24 protein-coding genes are annotated in these 23,042 nt (G+C 71.0%); 10 read left to right on the top strand and 14 right to left on the bottom strand.

The window, feature by feature from the left end; all coding sequences use genetic code 11:
* Positions 1-20 precede the first annotated feature (20 nt).
* Positions 21-674, bottom strand: a complete 654-nt coding sequence (locus VQH23_RS01560) for a hypothetical protein (protein WP_338663857.1) — start codon at positions 672-674, stop codon at positions 21-23.
* Between the two features lie 227 nt (positions 675-901).
* On the opposite strand from VQH23_RS01560, the gene VQH23_RS01555 reads away from it, so the two are divergent.
* The 7 genes from VQH23_RS01555 (at position 902) to VQH23_RS01525 (ending at position 8,305) form a co-directional block, all read left to right on the top strand.
* Positions 902-2,002: an extracellular solute-binding protein gene (locus VQH23_RS01555; protein WP_338663856.1), complete on the top strand. Its 1,101-nt coding sequence runs from the start codon at positions 902-904 to the stop codon at positions 2,000-2,002.
* Positions 1,999-3,048: an ABC transporter ATP-binding protein gene (locus VQH23_RS01550; RefSeq protein ID WP_338663855.1), complete on the top strand. Its 1,050-nt coding sequence runs from the start codon at positions 1,999-2,001 to the stop codon at positions 3,046-3,048. The genes VQH23_RS01555 and VQH23_RS01550 overlap by 4 nt, the downstream gene beginning before the upstream one ends.
* Positions 3,045-3,881: an ABC transporter permease gene (locus VQH23_RS01545; protein WP_338663854.1), complete on the top strand. Its 837-nt coding sequence runs from the start codon at positions 3,045-3,047 to the stop codon at positions 3,879-3,881. Before VQH23_RS01550 ends, VQH23_RS01545 begins: the two co-directional genes overlap by 4 nt.
* Positions 3,878-4,666: an ABC transporter permease subunit gene (locus tag VQH23_RS01540; protein WP_338663853.1), complete on the top strand. Its 789-nt coding sequence runs from the start codon at positions 3,878-3,880 to the stop codon at positions 4,664-4,666. Before VQH23_RS01545 ends, VQH23_RS01540 begins: the two co-directional genes overlap by 4 nt.
* 80 nt (positions 4,667-4,746) lie before the next feature.
* Positions 4,747-5,949: a pyridoxal phosphate-dependent aminotransferase gene (locus VQH23_RS01535; protein ID WP_338663852.1), complete on the top strand. Its 1,203-nt coding sequence runs from the start codon at positions 4,747-4,749 to the stop codon at positions 5,947-5,949.
* A gap of 152 nt (positions 5,950-6,101) precedes the next feature.
* Positions 6,102-7,307: a pyridoxal phosphate-dependent aminotransferase gene (locus VQH23_RS01530; protein WP_338663851.1), complete on the top strand. Its 1,206-nt coding sequence runs from the start codon at positions 6,102-6,104 to the stop codon at positions 7,305-7,307.
* The gene (locus VQH23_RS01525; protein ID WP_338663850.1) at positions 7,304-8,305 is read left to right on the top strand and encodes a GNAT family N-acetyltransferase; all 1,002 of its coding nucleotides are present in this window, start codon (positions 7,304-7,306) and stop codon (positions 8,303-8,305) included. Before VQH23_RS01530 ends, VQH23_RS01525 begins: the two co-directional genes overlap by 4 nt.
* A 38-nt stretch (positions 8,306-8,343) precedes the next feature.
* Here the strand turns inward: VQH23_RS01525 and VQH23_RS01520 are convergent, their stop codons facing one another.
* From VQH23_RS01520 to VQH23_RS01490, 7 genes are read right to left on the bottom strand one after another with little or no spacing between them, the layout of a single operon-like run.
* Complete coding sequence (locus VQH23_RS01520) at positions 8,344-8,724, bottom strand: VOC family protein (RefSeq protein WP_338663849.1); 381 nt, start codon at positions 8,722-8,724, stop codon at positions 8,344-8,346.
* Between the two features lie 10 nt (positions 8,725-8,734).
* Positions 8,735-8,863 (bottom strand): hypothetical protein, encoded by a 129-nt coding sequence (locus VQH23_RS01515; protein ID WP_338663848.1) that lies wholly within the window; start codon positions 8,861-8,863, stop codon positions 8,735-8,737.
* Positions 8,863-9,930 (bottom strand): ABC transporter ATP-binding protein, encoded by a 1,068-nt coding sequence (locus tag VQH23_RS01510; protein ID WP_338663847.1) that lies wholly within the window; start codon positions 9,928-9,930, stop codon positions 8,863-8,865. The genes VQH23_RS01515 and VQH23_RS01510 overlap by 1 nt, the downstream gene beginning before the upstream one ends.
* Complete coding sequence (locus VQH23_RS01505) at positions 9,927-10,934, bottom strand: ABC transporter ATP-binding protein (protein WP_338663846.1); 1,008 nt, start codon at positions 10,932-10,934, stop codon at positions 9,927-9,929. Before VQH23_RS01505 ends, VQH23_RS01510 begins: the two co-directional genes overlap by 4 nt.
* A gap of 2 nt (positions 10,935-10,936) precedes the next feature.
* Entirely contained in the window at positions 10,937-11,860 is a 924-nt protein-coding gene (locus VQH23_RS01500; protein ID WP_338663845.1) for an ABC transporter permease, read from the bottom strand.
* Entirely contained in the window at positions 11,860-12,831 is a 972-nt protein-coding gene (locus VQH23_RS01495) for an ABC transporter permease (RefSeq protein WP_338663844.1), read from the bottom strand. The genes VQH23_RS01500 and VQH23_RS01495 overlap by 1 nt, the downstream gene beginning before the upstream one ends.
* Before the next feature lie 22 nt (positions 12,832-12,853).
* Positions 12,854-14,437 carry an ABC transporter substrate-binding protein gene (locus VQH23_RS01490; RefSeq protein ID WP_338663843.1) on the bottom strand — a complete coding sequence of 528 codons (1,584 nt, stop codon included), beginning with the start codon at positions 14,435-14,437 and terminating at the stop codon, positions 12,854-12,856.
* A 108-nt stretch (positions 14,438-14,545) separates the two neighbouring features.
* On the opposite strand from VQH23_RS01490, the gene VQH23_RS01485 reads away from it, so the two are divergent.
* Entirely contained in the window at positions 14,546-16,162 is a 1,617-nt protein-coding gene (locus VQH23_RS01485; protein WP_338663842.1) for an ABC transporter substrate-binding protein, read from the top strand.
* 274 nt (positions 16,163-16,436) lie between these two features.
* Here VQH23_RS01485 and VQH23_RS01480 read toward each other — a convergent pair whose 3' ends face one another.
* The 4 genes from VQH23_RS01480 to VQH23_RS01465 all read right to left on the bottom strand — a co-directional run bounded on the left by VQH23_RS01480 (position 16,437) and on the right by VQH23_RS01465 (position 19,875).
* Positions 16,437-16,901, bottom strand: coding sequence for an Lrp/AsnC family transcriptional regulator (locus tag VQH23_RS01480; protein WP_338663841.1), 465 nt, complete (start codon positions 16,899-16,901; stop codon positions 16,437-16,439).
* 118 nt (positions 16,902-17,019) lie between these two features.
* Entirely contained in the window at positions 17,020-17,589 is a 570-nt protein-coding gene (locus tag VQH23_RS01475; RefSeq protein WP_338663840.1) for a DedA family protein, read from the bottom strand.
* 170 nt (positions 17,590-17,759) lie between these two features.
* Entirely contained in the window at positions 17,760-18,890 is a 1,131-nt protein-coding gene (locus VQH23_RS01470; RefSeq protein WP_338663839.1) for a type III PLP-dependent enzyme, read from the bottom strand.
* 352 nt (positions 18,891-19,242) lie between these two features.
* Complete coding sequence (locus tag VQH23_RS01465) at positions 19,243-19,875, bottom strand: TetR/AcrR family transcriptional regulator (protein ID WP_338663838.1); 633 nt, start codon at positions 19,873-19,875, stop codon at positions 19,243-19,245.
* 309 nt (positions 19,876-20,184) lie between these two features.
* Here VQH23_RS01465 and VQH23_RS01460 point away from each other — a divergent pair, with 309 nt between their 5' ends.
* Together VQH23_RS01460 and VQH23_RS01455 are read left to right on the top strand one after the other, a co-directional pair.
* Entirely contained in the window at positions 20,185-21,477 is a 1,293-nt protein-coding gene (locus tag VQH23_RS01460) for a leucine-rich repeat-containing protein kinase family protein (RefSeq protein WP_338663837.1), read from the top strand.
* A 56-nt stretch (positions 21,478-21,533) separates the two neighbouring features.
* On the top strand, positions 21,534-21,926 hold the full coding sequence (locus VQH23_RS01455; RefSeq protein WP_338663836.1) for a hypothetical protein: 393 nt from the start codon (positions 21,534-21,536) through the stop codon (positions 21,924-21,926).
* A gap of 49 nt (positions 21,927-21,975) precedes the next feature.
* Here the strand turns inward: VQH23_RS01455 and VQH23_RS01450 are convergent, their stop codons facing one another.
* Together VQH23_RS01450 and thiS are read right to left on the bottom strand one after the other, a co-directional pair.
* Complete coding sequence (locus tag VQH23_RS01450) at positions 21,976-22,782, bottom strand: thiazole synthase (RefSeq protein WP_338663835.1); 807 nt, start codon at positions 22,780-22,782, stop codon at positions 21,976-21,978.
* Between the two features lie 4 nt (positions 22,783-22,786).
* The gene (thiS, locus tag VQH23_RS01445) at positions 22,787-22,999 is read right to left on the bottom strand and encodes a sulfur carrier protein ThiS (protein ID WP_338663834.1); all 213 of its coding nucleotides are present in this window, start codon (positions 22,997-22,999) and stop codon (positions 22,787-22,789) included.
* Between the last annotated feature and the right edge of the window lie 43 nt (positions 23,000-23,042).

The raw sequence follows: 23,042 nt of genomic DNA, 5'->3' as shown, positions 1-23,042 counted from the left end.
GGAGGCGCGCCCGGCCGGCCCTACATGACGAGACGCGTGCCGGCCTCGGCCATCAGCAGGCCGAACCCGCTCTCGACGAGCAGCGCGAAGGCGGCAAGCACCACGAAGGAGGGCGAGGTCTGCGCCACCAGGGCATCCGCCGCGTCCTCCACCTTCACCCGGTAACCGTTGCCCGGCACCGGCGCCTCGAAGGTCGCGCTGGCGCTGCCGGAGGTGACGGCAGCGGTGCTGGGCCCGAGCACCACGGCCCCGCTCGCGTTCAAGACGCTGAACCGTACCAGGTTCGTCGCGCCGGAGGCGGTGGCGCGCACCGTGAAGGTCTCGCCCTCGTTCACCCCGCTCGGCACCGGGCCGAGCGAGACGCAGCGCGCCACCGCCGCCGCCGCCAGGTCCGCCCCGAGCCGCATCGCGCCCGCACCGGTGAGCCGTAGCGGGGAGGAGCTGGCATCCACCACCAGCCCGTTGCCGACCTCCGCGTTGGTGCGGACGGGCAGGAGGGCGGTGGCGTCGGCCGCCTCCAGCACCACCATGTGCCCGGCCAGCAGCCGCGTCCGGGCCGCCGCGAAGTAGCCGGCCGAGAGAACCGTCGCCCGGGTGTCGGTCGTCCTGTACAGCCAGAGGGTGAAGCTGTCGGCCGCGACAAGCGGAATCAGGTTGCTGGCGATGTAGGGCATGCTGGCATGGCTCCTGCGGGGCGCGGACACGAGAAGCCCCGCGCCGGCGGGGGCCGGGCGGGGCTGGGGAGGACGCGACGGGGATCGGGGCGGGCACGGATGTCCCGTTGACGAGAGGGGGATTACAGGACAGAGAGCCTCAAGTCAAGAAATATCTTCCTATGTCTCGCCAAAGGAGAATAGATGCCCAACTTGCGCGCCGCGCCTCAGGCCATACCCTGCCGACCATGAACCGCCTGCGCCGCCTGCTGCCCGCCCTGCTCCTCGCGCCCTTTCTGGCCCCCTTCCTGGCGGGCGGCGCTGCCGCGCAGCAGCCCGTGCTGAACGTCTACAACTGGACCGACTACATCGACCCGAAGGCGATCGAGGGCTTCCAGCGCGAGACGGGCATCCGCGTGCGCTACGACGTCTTCGACAGCCTGGAGACGCTGGAGGGCAAGCTCTCCGCCGGCCGCTCCGGCTACGACGTGGTGGTGCCCACGGGCGAGCCGAGCTTCGCCCGCCTGGTCCGCGCCGGCGCCCTGCGGCCGCTGGACCGCGCGGCCATCCCCAACCTCGCCGGCCAGGACCCCGCGCTGCTCGCCCAGGTCGCCACCAGCGATCCCGGGAACCGGCACGGCGCCATCTACCTCTGGGGCACGGTCGGCCTCGGCCTCCGCGCGGACCGCATCCGGGCGCTGGCCCCGGACGCCCCGCTGGACAGCCTGGACCTGATCCTGAGGCCGGAGAACGCCGCCCGCATCGCCCGCTGCGGCATCGCCATCATGGACAGCGGCATCGACGTGATCCCCACGATCCTCCGCTGGCTCGGCCGCGACCCCAACACCGCCGATGCCGCCGATGCCCGCGCGGCGGAGCAGGCGCTGCTCGCCATCCGCCCGCATGTCCGCGCCATCATCTCCTCCGCCGCCATCACGGACGCGCTGACGCAGGGCGAGTACTGCGCCGTCCTCACCTATTCCGGCGACGTGGTGCAGGCCCAGGCCCGCGCGCCGGGCGGCGGCATCACCTACGTACCGCCGCAAGGTGGCGCGCAGCTCTGGTTCGATATGCTCGCCATTCCCGCGGACGCGCCGAATCCGGAGGCCGCGCAGAGGTTCATCGACTACATGCTCAGGCCAGAGGTGATCGCCGGCGTGACGAACCAGGTCCACTACCCCAACGCCGTCCCCGCCTCCCGCCCGCACCTGCGGCCGGAGGTCGCCGCCGATCCCAACGTCTATCCCCCGCCCGAGATGATCGCCCGCAGCTTCACCGTCTCCACCCCCGGCCCGGTGGCGGAGCGCGCCCGCTCCCGCTCCTGGTCGCGCTTCAAGGCCGGGCGTTGACCGCGCGCCTCTCGCTGCGCGGCATCACCCGCCGCTTCGGTCCCGTCGCGGCGCTGGACGGCATCGCGCTCGACGTTCCGCCGGGCGAGTTCCTTGCCCTTCTGGGCGGCAGCGGCTCCGGCAAGTCCACCCTACTGCGCGTCATCGCAGGTTTCGAGACGCCGGATACCGGCACCGCGCATCTGGACGGCACCGACCTCCTCGGCGTCCCCCCGCACCGCCGCCCCGTGAACATGATGTTCCAGTCCTACGCCCTGTTCCCGCATATGAGCGTGGCCGCCAACATCGCCTACGGCCTGAAGCGGGAGGGCCTGCCGCGCGCCGAGACCGCCGCCCGCGTCGCGCAGGCCATCGCCATGCTGCGCCTGGAGGGCATGGAATCCCGCAAGCCCCACGCCCTCTCCGGCGGCCAGCGCCAGCGCGTCGCCCTGGCCCGCGCCCTGGTGAAGCGCCCCCGCCTCCTCCTGCTGGACGAGCCCCTGGGCGCGTTGGACGCCAACCTGCGGGAGCGCACCGGCTTCGAGCTCCGCGCCATCCAGCGGGAGAGCGGCGCCGCCTTCATCATGGTCACCCACGACCAGGCCGAGGCCCTGGCCCTGGCCGACCGCGTGGCGGTGATGGACCACGGCCGCATCGTCCAGGCCGGCCCCCCGCGTGAGGTCTATGACCGCCCCGCCACCCGCTTCGTCGCCACCTTTCTCGGCGCCGCCAACGTGCTGGACGGCACCCGCACCGCCGACGGCGCCCTGGACTGCCCCGGCGCCACCTGCACCCTCCGCGCCGAGGCACCCCTGCCGGAAGGCGTCACCGCCGTCGCCCTCCGCCCCGAGCGCATCCGCCTCGCGACCGAGCCCGGCGAGAACACCACGGCCGGCACGGTGGAGGAATCCGCCTTCCGCGGGGAGAGCAGCCTCCTCCTGGTCAGGCTCGCGGGCGGCGCCACCCTCCGCGTCTCCCACGCCGAGGAGGACGGCGCACCGCCCCCGCGCGGCGCCAGCGTGCGCCTGGCCTGGGACCGTGACGACGTGGTTCCCCTCCTGCCATGAGAGCGCTCCTCCGCCTCGTCCCCGGCCTCTGGCTCGCCCTCCTCGTGGCCACGCCCCTGGCCCTGGTGGTCGTCCTCGCGGTGTCCTGGCAGTCCAACGGCGTCCCGCCCTACGACCCGCCCTGGGCCGGGCAGGGAACCAACCCCGACAACTTCCGCCTGCTGCTGGAGGACCCCTACTACCGCGCCTCCCTGGCCCAGTCCCTCGTCGTCGCCGCCCTCACCGCCGCCCTCTGCCTCCTCCTGGCCGCCCCCATGGGCATCGCCATCGCCCGTGCCGGACGCTGGCGGAACGCGCTGCTGGCGGCGGTGCTGCTGCCCTTCTGGACCGGCTTCCTCATCCGCATCGGTGCCTGGATCGGGCTGCTGCGGGACGAGGGCTGGATCAACGCCGTCCTTCGCGCCCTCGGCCTGACAGAAGATCCGATCCCGCTCCTCTACACGGATGGCGCCATGCTGCTGGGCATGGTCCACGCCTACCTGCCCTTCGCCGTCCTCCCGATCTTCGCCGCCGCCACCCGCCTGGATCCGGTGCTGGAGGAAGCGGCCGCCGACCTCGGCGCCACGCCCGGCCGCGCCTTCGTCACCGTCACTCTGCCGCAGCTCTTCCCGGCGCTGGCCGCCGCCTTCCTCCTCGTCCTCATCCCCGCCGCGGGCGAGTACGTCATCCCCGAGCTCCTCGGCCCGCCCAGCGCCACCCTCGTCGGCCGCGTCCTCTTCCAGGAGTTCTTCCAGAACCGCGACTGGCCCGTCGCCGCGGCGCTGGCGCTCGCCCTCCTGGCCCTGCTGACCGGCCCCATCCTCCTCTACCAGCGCCTGGGCCGCGCCCCATGACACCCCGTCTCGTCCGCGTCCTCCTCTGGGCCGGCCTCGCCTTCCTCTGGCTGCCCGTGGCGCTGCTGGTGGCCTACGCCTTCTCCGCCAGCCCCGTGCCCTTCCGATGGGGCGGCTTCTCCCTCCGCTGGTTCGCGGCGCTCGCCGCCGACGACCGCCTGCTGGAGGCCGCCTGGCTCTCCCTCCGCGTCGCCGCCGGCGCCGCCACCCTCGCCGTGCTGCTCGGCGGCTCCACCGGCTGGGTCCTCGCCCGCCACGGCCCCTTCGCCGGCCGCGCGCTTCTCGGCACCCTCGCCGGCGCGCCGCTCGTCCTGCCCGAGGTCGTGACGGGCCTCTCCCTCCTCCTCCTCTTCGTCGCGCTGGAGGGCGCGACCGGCTGGCCCGCCGGCCGCGGCGCGGGAACCGTCCTCCTGGCCCACGCCACCCTCGGAACCGCCTACGTCGCCGTGGTCATCCAGTCCCGCCTTGCCAACCGCGACCGCGACCTGGAGGAGGCCGCCCAGGACCTCGGCGCCACCCCCTTCGCCGCCTTCGCCACCGTCACCCTGCCGCTCATGGCGCCGAGCCTCGCCGCGGGATGGCTCCTCGCCTTCACCCTCTCGCTGGACGACGTGGTGCTGGCCTCCTTCACCTCCGGCCCCTCGGGCACCACCCTGCCGGTCGCCCTCTTCTCCATGCTCCGCCTGGGCATGACGCCGGAGGTGAACGCGCTGGCCACCCTGCTCCTGGTCGCGGCCGCCCTCACGCTGGGCCTAGTCGGCCTCCTGTTGCGCGGGCGGGACTGATTTGTGTCATTCGCCGGTTCCGCCCGGCACCCATCGCGGTTAGCTTCCGCCCCCGCCGAGAACCGGGAAGTCCATCCAGCATGTCCCTCATCGCCGAGCGCCTGAACAAGGTCTCCCCCTCCCAGACCATCGCCATCTCCACCAAGGCGCGCGAGATGAAGGCGGCCGGGCGGGACATCATCAGCCTTTCCGCCGGCGAGCCGGACTTCCCCACCCCCCGCAACATCAAGGACGCCGCGATCCGCGCGATCGACGAGGGGCAGACCCTCTACACCGACGTCGCCGGCACCCCCGCGCTCCGCAAGGCGGCCGCCGCCAAGTTCGCCCGCGACAACGGCCTCGACTACAAGCCGGAGGAGATCATCGTCTCCACCGGCGGCAAGCAGGTGATCTTCAACGCGATGGTGGCCACGCTCGACAAGGGCGACGAGGTCATCATCCCCGCCCCCTGCTGGGTCTCCTACCCCGACATCGTGTCCCTCGCCGACGGCACGCCCGTCATCGTCGGCGCCGGCCCGAACCAGGGCTTCAAGATCACGGCCGAGCAGCTTGAGGCCGCCATCACCCCCAAGACCAAGTGGGTGATGCTGAACAACCCCTGCAATCCCACGGGCGCCGCCTACACGGCCGAGGAGCTGCGCGCCCTCACCGACGTGCTGCTGCGCCACCCGAACATCTGGATCTTCACGGACGACATCTACGAGAAGCTCGTCTACGGTGACTTCAAGTTCGCCACCGTCGTCGAGGTGGAGCCGCGCCTGCGCGACCGCACCCTGACGATGAACGGCTGCTCCAAGGCCTACGCCATGACGGGCTGGCGCATCGGCTTCGCCGGCGCCCCCGTGGCGCTGACGAAGGCGATGGACAAGCTGCAGAGCCAGTCCACCTCCAACACCTCCTCCATCTCCCAGGCCGCCGCCGTCGAGGCGCTGAACGGCCCGCAGGAAGAGGTGGAGACGATGCGCCAGGCCTTCGAGCGCCGCCGCGACCTCGTCGTCGCCATGCTGAACGAGGCGCCGGGCATCCACTGCAACGTCCCGGAAGGCGCCTTCTACGTCTTCCCCTCCGTCCAGGGCTGCCTCGGCAAGACCACCAAGGCTGGCAAGAAGCTGGAGACGGACGAGGATTTCGTCCTCGCCCTGCTGGAGGAGGAGGGCGTGGCGACCGTCCACGGCTCCGCCTTCCTCTTCCCGGGCTACATGCGCATCTCCTACGCGGCCTCCGACGAGTCCCTGAAGGAGGCCTGCGCGCGCATCCAGCGCTTCTGCGGTGGGCTGAGCTGAGCCGCCCCGGGACAGGCCCGGCCTGAGAACAGGGGGCGGCGCCGGCCAGGCGTCGCCCCTTCCTTTTGAGCCTTGCCGCGCGGGGTTGGCGCGGAGCCCCCCGGGGCCTAGTTTTCGCCCCTCTCTCCCGACTGCCACCGCTGGAACCCGGAATGCCCGCCCTCGCCAAGCGTATCCAGGAGATCCAGGTCTCCGGCTCCACCCGTATGTCCGTCCGCGCCCGGGAACTTCGCGAGGCCGGCCACAAGGTCATCAGCCTCAGCGTCGGCGAGCCGGACTTCGCCACCCCGCCCCACGCCATCGAGGCCGCCCATGCGGCGGCGCTGGCCGGCAGGACGAAGTACCCCCCGAACGACGGCTGGCCCGAGCTGAAGGCCGCCATCGCCCGCAAGTTCAGTCGCGAGAACGGCCTGGACTACGCGCCGGACGAGATCATCGCGGCCAACGGCGGCAAGCAGGTCATCCTCGACGCCCTCCTCGCCACGGTGGACACCGGCGACGAGGTGGTGATCCCCACCCCCTTCTGGTCCGCCTATTCCGACATCGGCCGCCTCTGCGGCGGCACCCCTGTTCTCGTGCCCTGCCCGCAGAACAACGGCTTTAAGCTGCGCCCCGAGGACCTGGAGGCCGCCATCACCCCGAGGACGAAGTGGGTGACGCTGAACTTCCCGAACAACCCCTCCGGCGCCGCGCTCACCCGCGCCGAGGTGGCCGCGCTGGCCGAGGTGCTGATGCGCCACCCCCATGTCTGGGTGCTGTCCGACGAGATGTACGAGCACATCATCTACGAGGACACCGGCGGCCACCACTCCATCGCCGCCGTTGAGCCCGCCCTGCGCGACCGCACCCTGACCGTCTCCGGCGCCTCCAAGACCTACGCCATGACAGGCTGGCGCGTCGGCTTCGGCGGCGGCCCCCGCGCGCTGATCAAGGCGATGACGAACATGCAGAGCCAGACGACGAACGGCATCGCCACCGTCGCCCAGGCCGCGACCATCGCCGCGCTGGACGGCCCGCAGGAGGGGGTGGAGGAGCGCCGCGCCCTCTACAGCGCCCGCCGCGACCTCGTCGTCTCCATGCTGAACGAGGCACCGGGCCTGCAGTGCCACAAGCCGGAAGGCGCCTTCTACGTCTATCCCGGCGTCGCCGGCCTCCTCGGCAAGACCACCGCCGGCGGCCGCCGCCTGGAGACGGATGAGGACGTGGCCATGGCCCTGCTGGAGGAGAACCACGTCGCCACCGTCTCCGGCACCGCCTACCAGATGAGCCCCTACATCCGCCTCTCCTACGCGACGGACACGGAGACGCTGCGCGAGGCCTGTACCCGCATCCAGGCCTTCTGCAGGGGCCTGCATTGAGCATCACCCTCCGCCCGGGTCGCGACGAGGACGCGGAAGGCTTCATCCGCCTGATTGGTGATGCCTGGGCGGAGTACCCGAACTGCGTGCTGGACGTGGACGCGGAGGTTCCCGAGCTCCGCGCCCTCGCCACTCATTTCGAGAAGGTCGGCGGCGCCCTCTGGGCCGCCGAGGACGAGGCCGGCGACCTCGTCGGCATGGTCGCCACCCGCCCGCTCCGCGACGACGACGAGGCCTGGGAGATCGGCCGCATGTACGTCGCGAAGGCCGGCCGCGGCACCGGCCTCGCGCATCAGCTCCTGGACGGCGCCGAGCGCCACGCCGTCGCGCACGGCGCCCAGCGCATGATCCTCTGGACCGACACGCGCTTCGAGGCCGCGCACCGCTTCTACGAGAAGCGCGGCTACGTCCGCGCCGGCTCCATCCGCATCCTCGACGACATCTCCAAATCCCTCGAGTTCCGCTACGCCAAGCCCGCGACGGGCGTGGTGGTGGAGGTGCTGGACGCCGCCGCCGCCGCCAGCGCGGAACGCCGCCTGGCCGGGATCATGGTCGCCTGCGTCGCCGCCGGCGCCTCGGTCAACTACCTGCCGCCCCTCTCGCCGGAGTTGGCGCGCGGCTTCTGGCGGGGCGTCTCCGCCGATGTCGCCACCGGCGGCAAGGTCCTTCTCGCCGCCTGGTGCGACGGCCAGATCGCCGGCACTGTCCACCTCGCCCTGGCGCAGCAGCCCAACGCCCCGCACCGGGCCGAGGTCTCGAAGCTCCTGGTGGACCCTGCCTTCCGCCGCCGCGGCATCGGCCGCGCCCTCATGCAGCGTGCGGAGCAGACCGCCCGCAGCATCGGCCGCAAGCTCCTGGTGCTGGACACGGAAGCGGACAGTGACGGGGAGCGCCTCTACCGCGCCCTCGGCTGGCAGCCCGCCGGCACCATCCCCGGCTACTCGAGGGCCGGGGACGGACGCCTGCTCGGCACGGTGATCTTCTGGAAGACGCCCTGAGGAAAGAAGCCCGAGGAAAGAAGCCTTGGGGGAGCGGCTCAGCTCCGCTCCAGCAGCTCCACCCGCACGCTCTCCGGCCCCTCGATGAAGGCGATCCGCGTGGTCGGGTTCGGGTTGTTCGGCTCCATCACGATCCGCACGCCCTTGCCGCGCAGCTCCTCCACGATGGCGTCGATCCCCTTCACCGCCAGCGCCAGGTGCTCGATCCCCAGGAAGGGTGCGGGCGGCACCCCCGGCGTGGAGGCCGGGACGCGGTCGATGAACAGGTTCAGCCCGCCCAAGTCCAGCACCACCCGCAGGCTGCCCGGCCCTTCCTGGCGGCGCACATGAACCGCTTCCAGATTGTCCGTGAACCAGGCCCCGGTCGCGTCCGGATCGGGGCTGCGCAGGTGCACGTGGTCGAAGGCGAAGCGGCTCATGGACAGGTCCTCAACGAGAGACGTTGACCCCGCCACTACCACCCACATAGGCCCCGCGCGAGCCCGCCCGGGACCCTTCCAGCCGCTCCCCGCAGGCCGCCAGCCCCAGCAGGGCCAGGAACACCGCCGCGAAGCGCATCAGACCGGCATCCCGCCGTGGTTCGGCAGGTCGTTCAGGTGGCACCGGCTCTTGTGCCCCGGCGCCACCTCCTTCAGGGCGGGGATCTCCACCCGGCACCGGTCGAAGGCGTGCGGGCAGCGCGGGTGGAAGTGGCACCCCGCCGGCGGGTTGAGCGGGGAGGGGATCTCCCCCTTCACCGTCGCGAAGGCCTTCTTCCGCGCCTCGATCCGCGGCACCGCCGAGAGCAGGGACTGCGTGTAGGGATGGTTCGCGCGGGCGAAGACGGTCTCCGTCGCCGCCTCCTCCACCACGCGCCCCAGGTACATGATCACCACCCGGTCGCTCAGGTGCTCCACCACGCCCAGGTCGTGGGAGATGAAGAGGTAGGTGAGGTTCAGCTCCCGCCGCAGCTTCATGAACAGGTTCAGGATCTGCGCCTGGATGGAGACATCCAGCGCCGCCACGGATTCGTCGCAGACCAGGAACTCCGGCTGCACCGCAAGCGCCCGCGCAATTCCGATGCGCTGCCGCTGCCCGCCCGAGAACTGGTGCGGGTAGCGCGACTTGAAGGAGGGATCGAGCCCCGCCCGCCGCATCTGCTCATCGAGATAGGCCGGAAGCCCCGCGCGGTTGGTCAGGCCGTGGAACAGCGGCGCCTCGCCGATGATGTCCGCCACCTTCATGCGCGGGTTCAGCGAGGACATCGGGTCCTGGAAGATCATCTGCGCCTGCAGCGTCGCCGCCCGCGCCTCCTTCCCGTGCAGCCCCGCGCGGTCGCGCCCCTTCCACAGGATGGAGCCGTCCGAGGGCGGCAGAATCCCCGCCACCATGCGCCCCAGCGTGGACTTGCCGCAGCCGGATTCCCCGACCAGCCCCACCACCTCGCCGCGGCGGATGGTCAGGTCCACCTTGTCCACGGCGTGCACCACCTCGTCGCGGAGAGGCGCGCCGAGCTTCGCCATGATCTTGCCCGCGAAGTCCAGCCGCTTGGCGAAGCGGCGGGACACCCCCACCACCTCGATCATCTTGTCCGTGCCCGGCATCACGGAGGCCGGGGCAGGGGAAGAAGCCACGGTCGCGCTCATGCCGCCTCCGCATTCTCAAGATGGGGGCGGAAGCACCGCGCCTCGTGCGCGGGCAGGATCTCCGCCATCGGCGGCACCTGCCGGCATACATCCGCCGCCCGCGGGCAGCGGCCCTGGAAAGGGCAGCCCGGCGGCAGGCTCAGGAGCGATGGGGTGGTACCGGGAATCTGCCGCAGCGGCTCCCCCCGCCGGTTCCGGCTGGGGACCGAGCCCAGCAGCCCGTGCGTGTAGGGGTGCAGCGGATGGTCCAGCACGTCGGAGACGGCGCCGTACTCCGCGATCTCCCCCGCGTACATCACCGCGATGTCGTCGGCCAACCCCGCCACCACGGACAGGTCGTGCGTGATCCAGATGATGGAGGTCCCGGTCGTCGCCGCCAGCTTCTGCACCTCCGCCAGGATCTGCCCCTGGATCGTCACGTCCAGCGCCGTCGTCGGCTCGTCCGCCACGATCAGCTCCGGCCGGTGCAGCAGCGCGATGGCGATCGCCACGCGCTGCCGCATCCCGCCCGAGAACTGGTGCGGATACGCCTTCAGCCGCTCGTCGGGGGAGGGGATGCCGACCATTCCCAGCGTGTCCCGCGCCCGCTGCCGGGCGTCCTCCTTGCTGATCCGGGTATGCGCCTGCATCGTCTCGATCATCTGCGTGTCGATGCGCAGGACCGGGTTCAGCGTCATCATCGGATCTTGGAAGATCATGGCGATCCGGTTGCCCCGGAGCTGCCGCATCTCCTCCTCGGAGGCTTTCACCAGGTCCCGCCCGTCGAACAGGATCTCGCCCCCGGTGATCCGCCCGGGCTCGTCCACCAGCCGCATGATGGAGAAGCCCGTCACGGTCTTGCCGGAGCCGGACTCCCCCACCAGCCCCAGCACCTTGCCGCGGCCCACGTTGAAGGAGACGTCGTTGACGGCCGGCACCACGCCCGCGCGGGTGAAGAACCGGGTCTGCAGGTTCCGCACCTGCAGGGTGGGGCGCGCCGCGGAGGCGGGAATGCTGGGTTCCACGTTTACTTCTTCAGCCGTGGGTTGAGGACGTCGCGCAGGTGGTCGCCGACCAGGTTGATCGAGACGATGGTGATCAGCAGCGCAATGCCCGGGTAGAAGGAGATCCAGTACTTGCCGGAGAGCATGTACTCGTAGCCATTGGCGATCAGCAGCCCCAGGGACGGCTCCGTGATCGGTACGCCGAGGCCCAGGAAGGACAGCGTCGCCTCCAGCGCGATGGCGCGGGCGATCTGGATGGTCGCCACCACGATCAGCGGCGGCATGCAGTTCGGCAGCAGGTGGCGGAAGATGATCCTCCGCGTCGGCAGCGCCAGGCACTGCGCCGCCTCGATATACTCCCGCCGCCGCTCCACCAGCGCCGTGCCGCGCACGGTCCGGGCGTAATAGGCCCATTCCACCACGATCAGCGCGATGACGACGTTCATGATCCCCTTGCCCAGGAAGGCCAGGATCATCAGCGCGGAGAGGATGGTCGGGAACGACAGCTGGAGGTCTACCAGCCGCATGATCACCGTATCCGTCCGCCCGCCCGCATAGGCCGCGAGCATCCCGAGCGAGGCGCCGACGAACGCCGCCACGATCGCGGAGCCGGCCCCCACCACGAGGCTGATCCGAAGCCCGTACATGATGCCGGAGAGCATGTCGCGCCCCTGGTCATCCGTGCCGAGCCAGTAGGTCATGCCCGTGCCCTCGCTCACCGAGCCCGGCTCCAGCCGCCCGTCCATGATGTCGAGCTGCGCGAGGTCGTAGGGGTTCTGCGGCGCGATCCAGGGCGCGAGGATTGCCACCAGCACGATCGCCAGGAACACCACCAGCGCCCCGAGCGCCAGCTTGCTCTCCGCGAAGTCCAGGACGAAGCGCCGCAGCGGCGTCTCCACCCGGGGCGCTTTGGCAGGGGCGGTGCTGCCGGCCGTCGTCGCGCTCATCACTTGCTCTCCAGGCGCACGCGGGGATCAAGCACCGAGTAGAGCAGGTCCACCACCAGGTTGATGATGATGAACATCAGCACGATGCTCATGAGGTAGGCGACGATCACGGGACGGTCGAGCACGTTGATGCTGTCGATGATCAGCTTGCCCATGCCCGGCCATGCGAAGACGCTCTCCGTCACCACCGAGAATGCAATCGTCGAGCCAAGCTCCAGCCCCACCACCGTCACCACGGGGATCAGGATGTTCTTGAACACGTGCACGCCGATCACCCGGCTCGGGGAAAGCCCCTTCGCGCGGGCGAACTTCACGTAGTCCATCAGCATCGTCTCCCGCACGCCCGCGCGGGTCAGGCGGATGACAAGGCTGATTTTGAACAGCGCCAGGTTCAGCGCCGGCATCGCCATGTGCGCCAGCCCGTTCAGGGTCAGGAAGGACCAGCGCATCCCCAGGATCTCCACCGTCTCCCCGCGCCCGGTGCTGGGCAGCCAGCCCAGCTGCACGGCGAAGACCATGATGAGCATCAGCCCCACCCAGAAGGTCGGCAGGGAGAAGCCGAGGATAGACCCCGTCATGATCGCCTGCGCCCCGAAGCTCTTCGGCCGCAGCCCGGCATAGAGCCCCAGCGGCAGGCCGATGATCACGGCCATGATGGTGGCCCCGAAGGCCAACTCCAGCGTCGCCGGCGCCCGCTGCGCGATCAGCTTCAGCGCCGGCTCGTTGAACACGAAGGACCGCCCGAGATCCCCCTGCAGCGCCGCGCCAAGGAAGCTGAAATACTGCTGCCACAGCGGCTTATCGAGGCCGAGCGCCGCGATGGCCCGCGCCTTCTCCGCCTGGTCCGCGTCCGGGGAGATCAGGATCTCCACCGGATCGCCGATGGCATAGACACCCACGAAGACGATGACGGACATCGCCAGCATCACCAGCGCCGCCTGGATCAGCCGCCGCAGCAGGTAAACACTCATCTCTCGGTCCTCGCTCCGGCGCCTACTGGGCCGGGCTCACATCCTGCGCGCGCGTCAGCTCATCCGCCCGCGCCTCGTGCCGCAGGCCCCGCCGCATCGCCCAGATGTTCTTCTGGATGTGGATGGGAATGATGCCCACGTCGTCCATCGCCAGGGTCGTCGCCTCGCGCAGGATCGCCTCGCGCTTCGCGTCGTCCAGCGTCCGCAGCGCCTCGGCCAGCTTCTCGTCCATCGCGGGGTTGGAGTAGCGCCCGCGGTTGGACCCGCCCCAGCCCCGCTGCGGGTTCGCGGTCGCCAGCAGGGAGCGCAGCGGGCTCGTCGGCTCGCCGGAGGAGGTGCCCCAGCCCACCAGCATGGCGGAGAATTCCTGCCGCCCGGCCCGTGCCACGAAGGTCGCCCAGGGCTGCCCCTCCACGGACGTGCGGATGCCGATGCGCGTCCACATCTGCCCGATCGCCTGGATGATCCGGGCGTCGTTCATGTAGCGGTCGTTCGGCCCGTTCAGCTGGATGCGGAAGCCCTGGGGATACCCCGCCTCCGCCAGCAGCCGCCGCGCCGCGTCCGGGTCCGCCCGGCCCACCACCCGGTCCGGCAGCGCGCCATAGGCGGTGGGGGGCAGAAGCTGCGTGGTGGGCAGCGCGGCCCCCTCCATCACCCGCTCCACCACCGCCTGCCGATCCACCGCCATGGAGAGCGCCCGGCGCACCCGGGCATCGCGCAGCGGGTTCCGCCCCAGCGGCTTGCCGTCATTATCCGTGATGAAGGGCGCGTTCGTCTCGTGGCTGTGCCCCAGCGCCAGGAAGATCAGCCGCAGCCCATCCGCCTCGCTCAGCTGCACCCGGCTGTCGCCGCGCAGCTTGGCGATGTCGGAGGTCGGCACCTGGTCGATGAAGTCCACGTCGCCGGAGAGCAGCGCCGCCGTCCGCGCCGCGTCGTTCGTGATCATCCGGTAGTTCACGCGCTGCCAGTGCGGCCGCGGGCCGAAATAGCCCTCGTTGCGCTGGTACTCGATCCGGTCGCCGCTGCGGTAGCTCACCATCCGGAACGGCCCGGTCCCGATCGCCAGCCGGCCGGAGTTGAAATCCTCCGTCGCCGGGTTCGCGTGGGTCTCGCTGTCCAGCATCTGGATCTGCCCGAGATCCACCGGCAGCAGCGGGTAGGCGCCATTGGTGTGGAAGCGCACCGTCAGCGGGTCCACCACCTCCACCCGCGTGATGGCGCGGGTGTAGATCCCGTAGGAGGAGGGGCTGTTCGGCACCGTCGGGACGCGGGCGATGGTGAAGGCCACGTCCTCGGCCGTGAAGGCGTTCCCGTTGTGGAAGGTCACGTTGGGGCGGAGCTTGAACTCCCACACATCCTCCGCCACCGGCTTCCAGCTCTCCGCCAGCCGCGGCTGGACGCGCGCCTGGGCGTCGAAGGCCGTCAGGCTGTCGAACAGCATGTCCGCCACGGCGTAGTTCGGCGACAGCGCGTGGTAGTGCGGATCGATCGAGGTGACGGGCGCCCCCACCGCCAGGTTCAGCGTCTGGGCGGCCGCCGGAAGGGCGCCTGCGACCACGAATGCGGAAAGGGCGGCCCTTACGGCCGCCGATGCAAACTTCTTCATCCAGTCCCCCGGGTTTCCCGATGGCGCCTTCCCAAGGCTGTGTTCTAGCAGTCCCCCCATCCTGCCGCTAGTTTGCGCGCCAACGCATTAAATCCAGGAGAGCTGACCTTGTCCGAACCCGTCTCCCGCCGCCTCTTCATCACCGCGCCCGCCGCCATGGCCGCCATCTCCGGCGGCCTCGCCCCCCTGGCCGCCGAGGCGCAGACGGCCGCCGTGCCGGGCAACGGCACCCTAACCATCGGCATCGGCGGCGCCATCACCTCGGTCGATCCGCACTTCTACAACGCCTCGCCCAACAACGGCCTGGCCATGCACATCTTCGACCGGCTGGTGGAGCGCGACGCCCAGGCCCGCCTGCAGCCCGGCCTCGCCCTCTCCTGGACCCCCGTCTCCGACACGGTGTGGGAGTTCAAGCTCCGCCCCGGCGTGAAGTGGCACGACGGCCGCGACTTCACCGCCGAGGACGTGGCCTTCACGGTGGAGCGCACGCCGAACGTCCCCAACTCCCCCGGCGGCTTCGGCGGCTTCGTCCGCTCCATCAAGCGCGTGGAGATCGTGGACCCGCTGACGGTCCGCTTCCACACGGAAGGCCCGGCCCCGCTGGTCCCCACCGACCTCGCCGCCGTCGCCGTCATCGCCAAGCACGTGAACGGCACGGCCACGGAGGACTACAACAACGGCCGTGCCGCCATCGGCACCGGCCCCTACAAGCTCGCCTCCTACACCCCGGGCGACCGCACGGAGCTGGTCCGCAACGACGCCTGGTTCGGCCCGAAGCAGCCCTGGGCCCGCGTCTCCTACCGCTTCATGGGCAATGACAGCGGCCGCGTCGCCGCCCTGCTCTCGGGCGACGTGGACATGATCGACCAGGTCCCCACCTCCGACATCGCCAAGCTCCGCCGCGAGAGCCGTGTGAAGGTGGTGGAGACCCAGGGCCTGCGCGTCATCTACCTCTTCCCCGATTTCTCCCGGGAAGGCGCACCGAACTTCGCCACCGACCTCAACGGGCAGAAGCTGGCGACCAACCCCTTCCGCAACCTCAAGTTCCGCCAGGCCCTCTCCGCCGCCATCAACCGCGAGGCCCTCTGCCGCCAGGTGATGGAGGGCACCGCCCAGCCCACCGGCCAGTGGCTCGCCCCCGGCACCTACAGCCACAACCCCGAGGTGAAGCCGGACACCTACAGCCCCGACCGCGCCAAGGCCCTCCTCGCCGAGGCCGGCTTCCCCCAGGGGCTGAAGCTCACCCTGCACGGCCCGAACGACCGCTACCCCAACGACTCCCGCATCATCCAGGCCATCGGACAGATGTGGACCCGCATCGGCGTCCAGACCGCGGTGGAGGCCGCGCCCTGGGCCAGCTTCTCCGCCCGCAACGCCCGGCAGGAGTTCGACATCCGCCTGCTCGGCTGGGCCAGCACCACCGGCGAGGCCGCCTATACCCTCGTCAACATCCTCAGCACCTACAACCAGGCCTCCCGCCTCGGCGCCAACAATAACGGCCGCTACTCCAACCCGCGCCTGGACGAGGTGACCGCCCGCGCCACCTCCACCCTCGACGACGCGGCGCGCGAGAAGCTGCTGCAGGAAGGCGTGAAGATCGCCATGGACGACCTGGCCTTCATCCCGCTGATGCAGCTGGTGAACGTGTGGGCCGTGAAGCGCGGCCTCGACTACAACGCGCGCGCCGACGAGCGCAGCGTCGCCATGGAAGCCAAGCCGGCCTGATCCTGCGGTTCCGGTCTGTCCCGGGGAGAGGAAGAAGTAATTCTTCCTCTCCCCGGACCCCTCACCATCATCTTCTTCTAGGAGTTGGTCTCTCTCGGCTGATGGTGCGCCTCGGGTCGATGACCCGAGGCGACTGCAAGGGCAGAACGAAGCCCATCACGCGGAAACCCCATCTCAGGACGGCACGGCGGCAGCTAGAAGGGGTTCCAAGGGCCTCAGGTCCTTGGCGGGGGTTCCAGGGGGCAGCGCCCCCTGGCTCCGGACCCGTCAGGCCCTACTCCTCGTCCGCCTCCGCCACCGGCAGGATCATCGTCTCCTTGGCGGAGGCGAGCGCCACCACGGTTTCCGTGCGTTCCACCCCGGTCTGGCCGCGGATCTCCTCGGCCACGAAGCGCTCCAGTGCCGCAAGGTCCGGCAGGCGCAGCTTCAGCATGTAGTCCCACGGCCCGCTGACGGCGTGGCACTCCAGCACCGCATCCGCGCGGCGCATGGCCTTGCGGAAGGCGCCGTCGTCCCGCCCGGGGCGCAGCCCCACCATCACGAAGGCCAGCAGCGCGCAGCCAACGGCTCCCGGGTCCAGCGCCGCGTGCCAGCCGCGGATCGTGCCCCGCTCCTCCAGCCGCTTCACCCGCTCTGCGGTGGCGGAAACGGAGAGCCCGGCGACCTTGGAGAGGTCGGAAAGCCCCGCTGCGCCGTCCTGCTGCACGGCGATGAGGATGTTCCGGTCGATCTCGTCCATGGGATGCAGCCTAGAGCCTCGGCCGCCCCCTGGAAATCATCGGGGACGGAACTCGGGAAAAAGGGCGCGCCTCGGGCAACGCCTGGTGGGGCCATCCGGCCCCGAGGGCCCGGACAGGCTAGAGGGCCGGCACCGTCCGGGCCGCACGACGGCGGCGGTAGAAGCGCCGGAACAGGAACACCGCCAGGATCAGCAGCGCGCCGCCGGCGATGGCGTGGAACAGCCGCTCCGGTCCGATCAGCCCGCCCAGGAACCAGCCGGCCGCCACGAAGCTGCTCGCCCAGAGGCCCGCCGCGCAGAAGTTCAGCAGGGCGAAGCGCAGCCGCCCGATCCCCGCCAGCCCGCAGGCCGCCGCCGCCACGTTGCGGATGCCGTAGAGGAAGCGGAAGGTCAGGATGAAGATCGTGCCGTACTGAAGCAGCATGGCCGTGGCGCTGGCCATCTTCGCCTCGGCCTTCGGGTACTTCTTCATGATCCGCGGCCCGTAGCGGCGGCCGAGGGTGAACCAGGTCTGGTCCCCGAGGAAGGAGCCGATCCAGACCGAGAACATCAGGATCCACGGGTCCACCGCGCCCGTCATCGCCCCGATCGCCGCGGCCGCCAGCACGAAGGTCTCGCCCTCGAAGAACGCCCAGAGGGCCGCCAGAAGGTAGGCGGCCGCGCCCCAATCAGCCCAGAACTCTGCCACGCCAGCCCCCGGTCTTTCGCGGCATTATTACCGAGGTGTCATCAGCATGGAAGAAGAATCGACTCTGTGTCGCGCCAGGGGAGACAGCTTGTTTCGGAACGCCGCCAGTCAACGAAAAGAAAGGGCACCCGAAGGTGCCCTTTCCGCCATTTCCCGGAAGTCCGCCCGGCTCAGATGTAGTGCTCAGCCAGCGGCGCGAACCCGTTGAACGCCTGGCTGGCATAGGTGGTCACGTAGGCCCCCGTCGCCAGGATCTCGATCCGGTCGCCCGACTGCAGCTTCTCCGGCAGCCGGTAGTTGGACTTCTCGTAGAGGGTGTCCGTGCTGTCGCAGGTCGGGCCCGCGATCGTCACCGGCCCCTCGGCCGTGCCGTCATGCGGCGTGCGGAAGGCGTACTTGATCGCCTCGCCCTCCGTCTCCGCCAGCCCGCCGAAGCGGCCAATGTCCAGGTACACCCAGCGCACCGGATCGTCCTTCGCCTTGCGGGAGACGAGCACCACCTCGGCCGAGACCACCGCCGCGTCGCCCGCGATGAAGCGCCCGGGCTCCACCACGATGTCGGGAATGGCGTTGCCGAAGTGCTCGGCCATGGCGCCCATAATGGCGTCGCCGAAGGCGTCGATCTCCGGCACCTCGGCGCGGTAGCGCACGGGGTAGCCGCCGCCCAGGTTCACCATCCGCACCTTCACCCCGGCTTCCTTCAGGTCGGTGAAGAGCATGGCGACCTTGGCGATCGCCGCCTCATAGGCCGCGGTGTTGGTCTGCTGGCTGCCGACGTGGAAGGAGAGGCCGAAGGGGTCCAGCCCCATCTCGCCCGCCTTCACCATCAGCTCGCGCGCCATCTCCACCTCGCAGCCGAACTTGCGGGAGAGCGGCCACTCCGCGCCGTCGTTGCCGACGAGGATGCGGCAGTACACGCGGGAGCCCGGCGCGGAGCGCGCCAGCTTCTCCAGCTCGCCCTCGGAGTCGAAGGCGAACATCCGCACGCCCTGGGCGTAGGCGGCGCGGATCGCGCTCTCCTTCTTCACCGTGTTGCCGAAGGAGACGGCATCCGCCGCAGCGCCGGCCTTCAGCACCGCCGACACCTCCTCCCAGGAGGCCGCATCGAAGCAGGAGCCGAGCCCGGCCAGCCGCTCCAGGATCTGGGGCGCCGGGTTGGCCTTCACGGCGTAGTAGATGCGGGCGAGGGGCAGGGCGGATTGCAGGCGCCGGTAGTTCTGCTCCACCCGGTCCACGTCGAGGACAAGGCACGGCGTCGCCGGCTGAACATCGGCCAGGAATTGCGAGATCTTCGGAGTCATCGCACCACCCTCCAAACGAAGGCGGCAGGCGGCCGCGCGTCGCGGGCCGGGCCTGCTCGGGTTGACGAACGGTCGAACGAACCAGCGACCAGAGAGAGAGCCCGTCGGCAGGCCGGCGGGGGTTGCCAGAACGCTTGACGTCGTTGCGTAACCTTCAGGCCAGAGGCACGTGCGTACTGCGTCTGGGCGGCAGATAGTCCCCCTGCCCGGAGGGTGCAAGAGCGATCTTCCCCCTCGGCCGGGGATTTTTTCGTGACCGGCGGGGGTGGCCGTAAACCTCCCGGAACCTACATAGCCCGGCCGCCGATTTCCGGGCGAATTGATGAAACCGCAGGCCCCTTTCCGGCGCCGCTCAGCCCGGCGGAGGCACCCCGTAAGCCCGCAGGAACACCGCCACGGCGGCGTCCACCACGGCGTCCATCGCCGCCTCGTCCGGCACCGGCCCACCCAGCATGGCCTGCATGTAGAGGTCGCCGCGGATCAGCCCCATCAGGTGGTCGGCCGCCACCTGGGGGTCGGCATCCTCCCGCAGCTTCCCCCACCGCTGCGCATCCTCCAGCCGCCGCGCCAGCCAGCCCCGCCCGCGGGCTGGCCCGGAGGCGTAGAAGGCGCGCGCCAGGTCGGGGAAGCGCGCGCACTCCGCGATCACGGTCCGGTGGATCGCCAAGCTCTGCGGGCTCATCAGGAAGCGGATCCAGACCCGGCCCAGCTCCCGCAGCGCCGCGTCGGTGGAGGCGGCGTGGGAGGCCAGCTCCTCCGACTCCGCCGCGATGGCGCTGCAACGCCCCTCCACGATGGCCGCGAACAGCGCCTCCTTCCCGCTGAAATAAGCGTAGAGCGTCGCCTTGGAGACCCCGGCCTCCTTCGCCACCGCATCCATCGACACGTTGGCGTAGCCGCTCGCCATGAAGAGCTGCGCGCCCGCCATCAGGATGGAGGCCCGCTTCGGCGAGACATCAGGCGGCAGGGCAAGGGTGCAGGACAACGACAGATCCCCGAAGGAGGCCCGGTGAGGGCAGTGCATGCGCATTTGCTACTGAACTGTTCAGTCTTCCATGGATAAACGGCGCCCGTCGCTCATTTCCGCACTGAACCGAACGGCTGGGCGCCCATGCCGCGGGCCAGCGGCATGCATCACGGAGAGCGGCGCGCCAGCGCCGCCGCCCACTCCGTCACCCGCCTCCCCCCCCCCTGATTGTCGCCACGGGCCTGTTCCACGACATGCACCCTTGCCGCGCGCGGCACGGTGGATTCCCGCCGACCGGCCCGCGCCCGAAGGACCCCCGGCCCGACCATGTCCCATGCCACCCTGGACGCCCTTCGCCGCGGCAGCCTTGCCGGTGCCCGCGAGCTCCGCCTCACCGGCCTCGGCCTGCGGGAGTTCCCGCCGGAAATCCTCGGCCTCGCTGATACGCTGGAGATCCTCGACCTCGGCGGCAACGCCCTGCCGGACCTGCCGGCCGGCATCGCCCGCCTGCGCCGCCTGAAGGTCCTCTTCCTCTCAGGCAACCCCCTTCGGCGCCTGCCGCCCGCCCTCGGCGGCCTTCCTGCGCTGTCCCAGCTCGGCGCGCGCGGCTGCGGGATAGAGGAGGTGCCCGCCGAATCCCTGTCCCCCGCCCTGCGCTGGCTCACCCTCACCGGCAACGCCATCGCGACGATGCCCGGGGCGTTGGCGGAACGCCCGTCCCTGCAGAAGCTGATGCTTGCCGGCAACCGCCTCACCGCCCTGCCGGACCTGACCGGGGCCGCGAACCTCGAGCTCATCCGCCTCTCCGCCAACCGCCTCGAAGCCCTCCCGCCCTGGCTCGCGGCCCTGCCCGGCCTCGCCTGGATCGCCTGGGCCGGGAACCCGCTGGACCCGCCCGCACCCGCCCCCGACGCCCCCGAGATCGCTTGGTCCGCGCTGGAACCTGGAGGGATCTTGGGGCAGGGCGCTTCCGGCCTCGTCCGCCGCGCGACCTGGACGGCGGGGGAGGGACCCCGCCCCGTCGCCCTGAAGCTGTTCAAGGGCGCGATGACGAGCGACGGCCTGCCCGAGCAGGAGATGGCGGCCTGCCTCCGCGCCGGCACCCACCCGAACCTCCCCGGCGCCCTCGGCCGGCTAAAGGACCATCCGGACGGCCTGCAGGGCCTCGTCATGCCCCTCCTGCCGGAAGCCTGGCGCCCCCTGGCCGGCCCGCCCAGCCCCGAATCCTGCTCCCGCGACTGTTACGACCCCGCCCTGCGCCTCTCGCCCGAAGCTGCGCTGAATCTCGCCCGCGCCACCGCCGCCGCCGCCGCCCACCTGCACGCGCGCGGCCTGCTGCACGGCGACCTCTACGCCCACAACACCCTCTGGGACGGAGCGACGGGCGAGGCCGTCCTCAGCGACTTCGGCGCCGCCTCCCGCCTCCCGGCCGGCAAGGCCGCCGGGGCCTGGCAGCGGATTGAGGTCCGCGCCTGGGGCATCCTGCTCGGCGAACTCCTGGACCGCTGCCCGGCCCTCGCCGCCGATCCCGCCCTGCGTGCGCTCGAAACCCTCTGCACCGCCCCGGACCCCGCCTCGCGCCCGCTGATGAGGGAGGCGCTGGACGCCCTGCCCGGCTGATCCTTTCCGGCTCTCGCGCGTTTCACGGGCGCCACGCGCCTGAGAGGACCCCGCCCGTGAACACGACGAACCTCGCCCGCTTCCTCGGATGGTTTAGCATCGGCCTGGGGGCGATGGAGATCCTCGGCGGCCGCACCCTCGCCCGCCGCCTGGGCATGACCGGCCGCACCAACGTCTTCCGCGCCTACGGGATGCGGGAGGTGGCGAACGGCGTCGCCATCCTCGCCAACCCCGCCTCTGCTCCGCTTCTCTGGGCGCGGGTGGGCGGCGACGCGCTGGACGTCGCGACCCTCCTAGGTACTCCCAGCTACGGCCCGGCGGAGCGCCGCAACGTGAAGATCGCCCTCGCCGCCGTGCTCGGCGTCACCCTGCTGGACGTCCTCTGCGCCGCCCGCCTCTCCGAGGAGAGGGGACAGCCCCCGCGCGGCCTGCCGCGCTACTGGAGCTGAGTGCCCGGCAGCTGAGTGCCTGGCAGCTGAGCGTCCGGCGGGGCAGGTCCTACCGGATCAGCCCCGCCATCGGGCTGGAGGCGTCGGCCGCGTAGTTCCGCGGCATGCGTCCGGCAAGATGGGCGTGCCGCCCAGCCTCCACCCCCGCCTTCATCGCGCGCGCCATCCGTACGGGGTCCTTCGCGTGGGCAATGGCGGAGTTCAGCAGCACCGCGTCACAGCCCAGCTCCATCGCCTGCGCCGCCTCGCTCGCCGTGCCGATCCCGGCATCCACCAGCACCGGCACCCGCGCGTTCTCGATGATGGAGCGCAGCATGAATGGATTGGTCAGCCCCAGCCCGGAGCCGATCGGCGCGCCCAGCGGCATCACCGCCACGCAGCCCATCTCCTCCAGCCGTTTCGCCGCCAGCGGGTCGTCCGCGCAGTAGACCATCACCTCGAAGCCGTCCTTGATCAGGGCTTCGGCGGCCTCAAAGGTCGCGGGCATGTCGGGGTAGAGGAAGGGCGGCGGCCCCAGCACCTCCAGCTTCACCAGGTTCCACCCGCCCGCCTCGCGCGCCAGGCGCAGCGTCCGCACTGCCTCATTCGCCGTGTGGCAGCCGGCCGTGTTGGGAAGGTAGGTGTAGCGGTCCGGCGGCACGAAATCCTGCAGCATCGGCGCGCCGGGGTCGGACAGGTTCACCCGCCGCACCGCCACCGTCACCATCTCCGCGCCGGAGGCCTCGATCGCGGCCGCCGTCTCCTCCAGGCTCTTGTAGCGCCCCGTCCCGACCACGAGGCGGGAGCGGAAGCGGCGCCCGGCCACCTCCCAGGAATCGTTGTCGTCCAGCCCTGGGGCCATCACCACCGTATCCATCGCCTCAGCCTCCCCCGATGAAGTGCACGATCTCCAGCGCATCCCCCTGCTGCAGCAGCGTGGTGGGATAGGCCGAGCGCGGCACGATCTCCTCGTTCCGCTCCACGGCCACCTTGCGCGTGTCCAGCCCGGCACCGGCCAGGAAGGCGGAGAGGGGGAGGGGGGCCTGCAGGTCGCGGGCCTCCCCGTTCACGGTGATCTGGATGGAACCGGGCATTGCCCCGCGCATGTGGCACGGGGCGCCCCCCGGTTGAAGGGGC

Source organism: Pararoseomonas sp. SCSIO 73927 (assembly GCF_037040815.1).
Classification (GTDB): Bacteria; Pseudomonadota; Alphaproteobacteria; order Acetobacterales; family Acetobacteraceae; genus Roseomonas.
Note: the sequence above shows the minus strand (reverse complement) of the source record. Positions and strands in the feature narration are given on the sequence as shown.

Bases quoted from the DNA above. Each gene is read 5' to 3' on its own strand.
- VQH23_RS01560 (WP_338663857.1), bottom strand. From the start codon at position 674: ATGCCCTACATCGCCAGCAACCTGATTCCGCTTGTCGCGGCCGACAGC.
- VQH23_RS01555 (WP_338663856.1), top strand. From the start codon at position 902: ATGAACCGCCTGCGCCGCCTGCTGCCCGCCCTGCTCCTCGCGCCCTTT.
- VQH23_RS01545 (WP_338663854.1), top strand. From the start codon at position 3,045: ATGAGAGCGCTCCTCCGCCTCGTCCCCGGCCTCTGGCTCGCCCTCCTC.
- VQH23_RS01540 (WP_338663853.1), top strand. From the start codon at position 3,878: ATGACACCCCGTCTCGTCCGCGTCCTCCTCTGGGCCGGCCTCGCCTTC.
- VQH23_RS01535 (WP_338663852.1), top strand. From the start codon at position 4,747: ATGTCCCTCATCGCCGAGCGCCTGAACAAGGTCTCCCCCTCCCAGACC.
- VQH23_RS01530 (WP_338663851.1), top strand. From the start codon at position 6,102: ATGCCCGCCCTCGCCAAGCGTATCCAGGAGATCCAGGTCTCCGGCTCC.
- VQH23_RS01520 (WP_338663849.1), bottom strand. From the start codon at position 8,724: ATGAGCCGCTTCGCCTTCGACCACGTGCACCTGCGCAGCCCCGATCCG.
- VQH23_RS01515 (WP_338663848.1), bottom strand. From the start codon at position 8,863: ATGCGCTTCGCGGCGGTGTTCCTGGCCCTGCTGGGGCTGGCGGCCTGC.
- VQH23_RS01510 (WP_338663847.1), bottom strand. From the start codon at position 9,930: ATGAGCGCGACCGTGGCTTCTTCCCCTGCCCCGGCCTCCGTGATGCCG.
- VQH23_RS01500 (WP_338663845.1), bottom strand. From the start codon at position 11,860: ATGAGCGCGACGACGGCCGGCAGCACCGCCCCTGCCAAAGCGCCCCGG.
- VQH23_RS01495 (WP_338663844.1), bottom strand. From the start codon at position 12,831: ATGAGTGTTTACCTGCTGCGGCGGCTGATCCAGGCGGCGCTGGTGATG.
- VQH23_RS01490 (WP_338663843.1), bottom strand. From the start codon at position 14,437: ATGAAGAAGTTTGCATCGGCGGCCGTAAGGGCCGCCCTTTCCGCATTC.
- VQH23_RS01480 (WP_338663841.1), bottom strand. From the start codon at position 16,901: ATGGACGAGATCGACCGGAACATCCTCATCGCCGTGCAGCAGGACGGC.
- VQH23_RS01470 (WP_338663839.1), bottom strand. From the start codon at position 18,890: ATGACTCCGAAGATCTCGCAATTCCTGGCCGATGTTCAGCCGGCGACG.
- VQH23_RS01460 (WP_338663837.1), top strand. From the start codon at position 20,185: ATGTCCCATGCCACCCTGGACGCCCTTCGCCGCGGCAGCCTTGCCGGT.
- VQH23_RS01450 (WP_338663835.1), bottom strand. From the start codon at position 22,782: ATGGATACGGTGGTGATGGCCCCAGGGCTGGACGACAACGATTCCTGG.
- thiS (WP_338663834.1), bottom strand. From the start codon at position 22,999: ATGCCCGGTTCCATCCAGATCACCGTGAACGGGGAGGCCCGCGACCTG.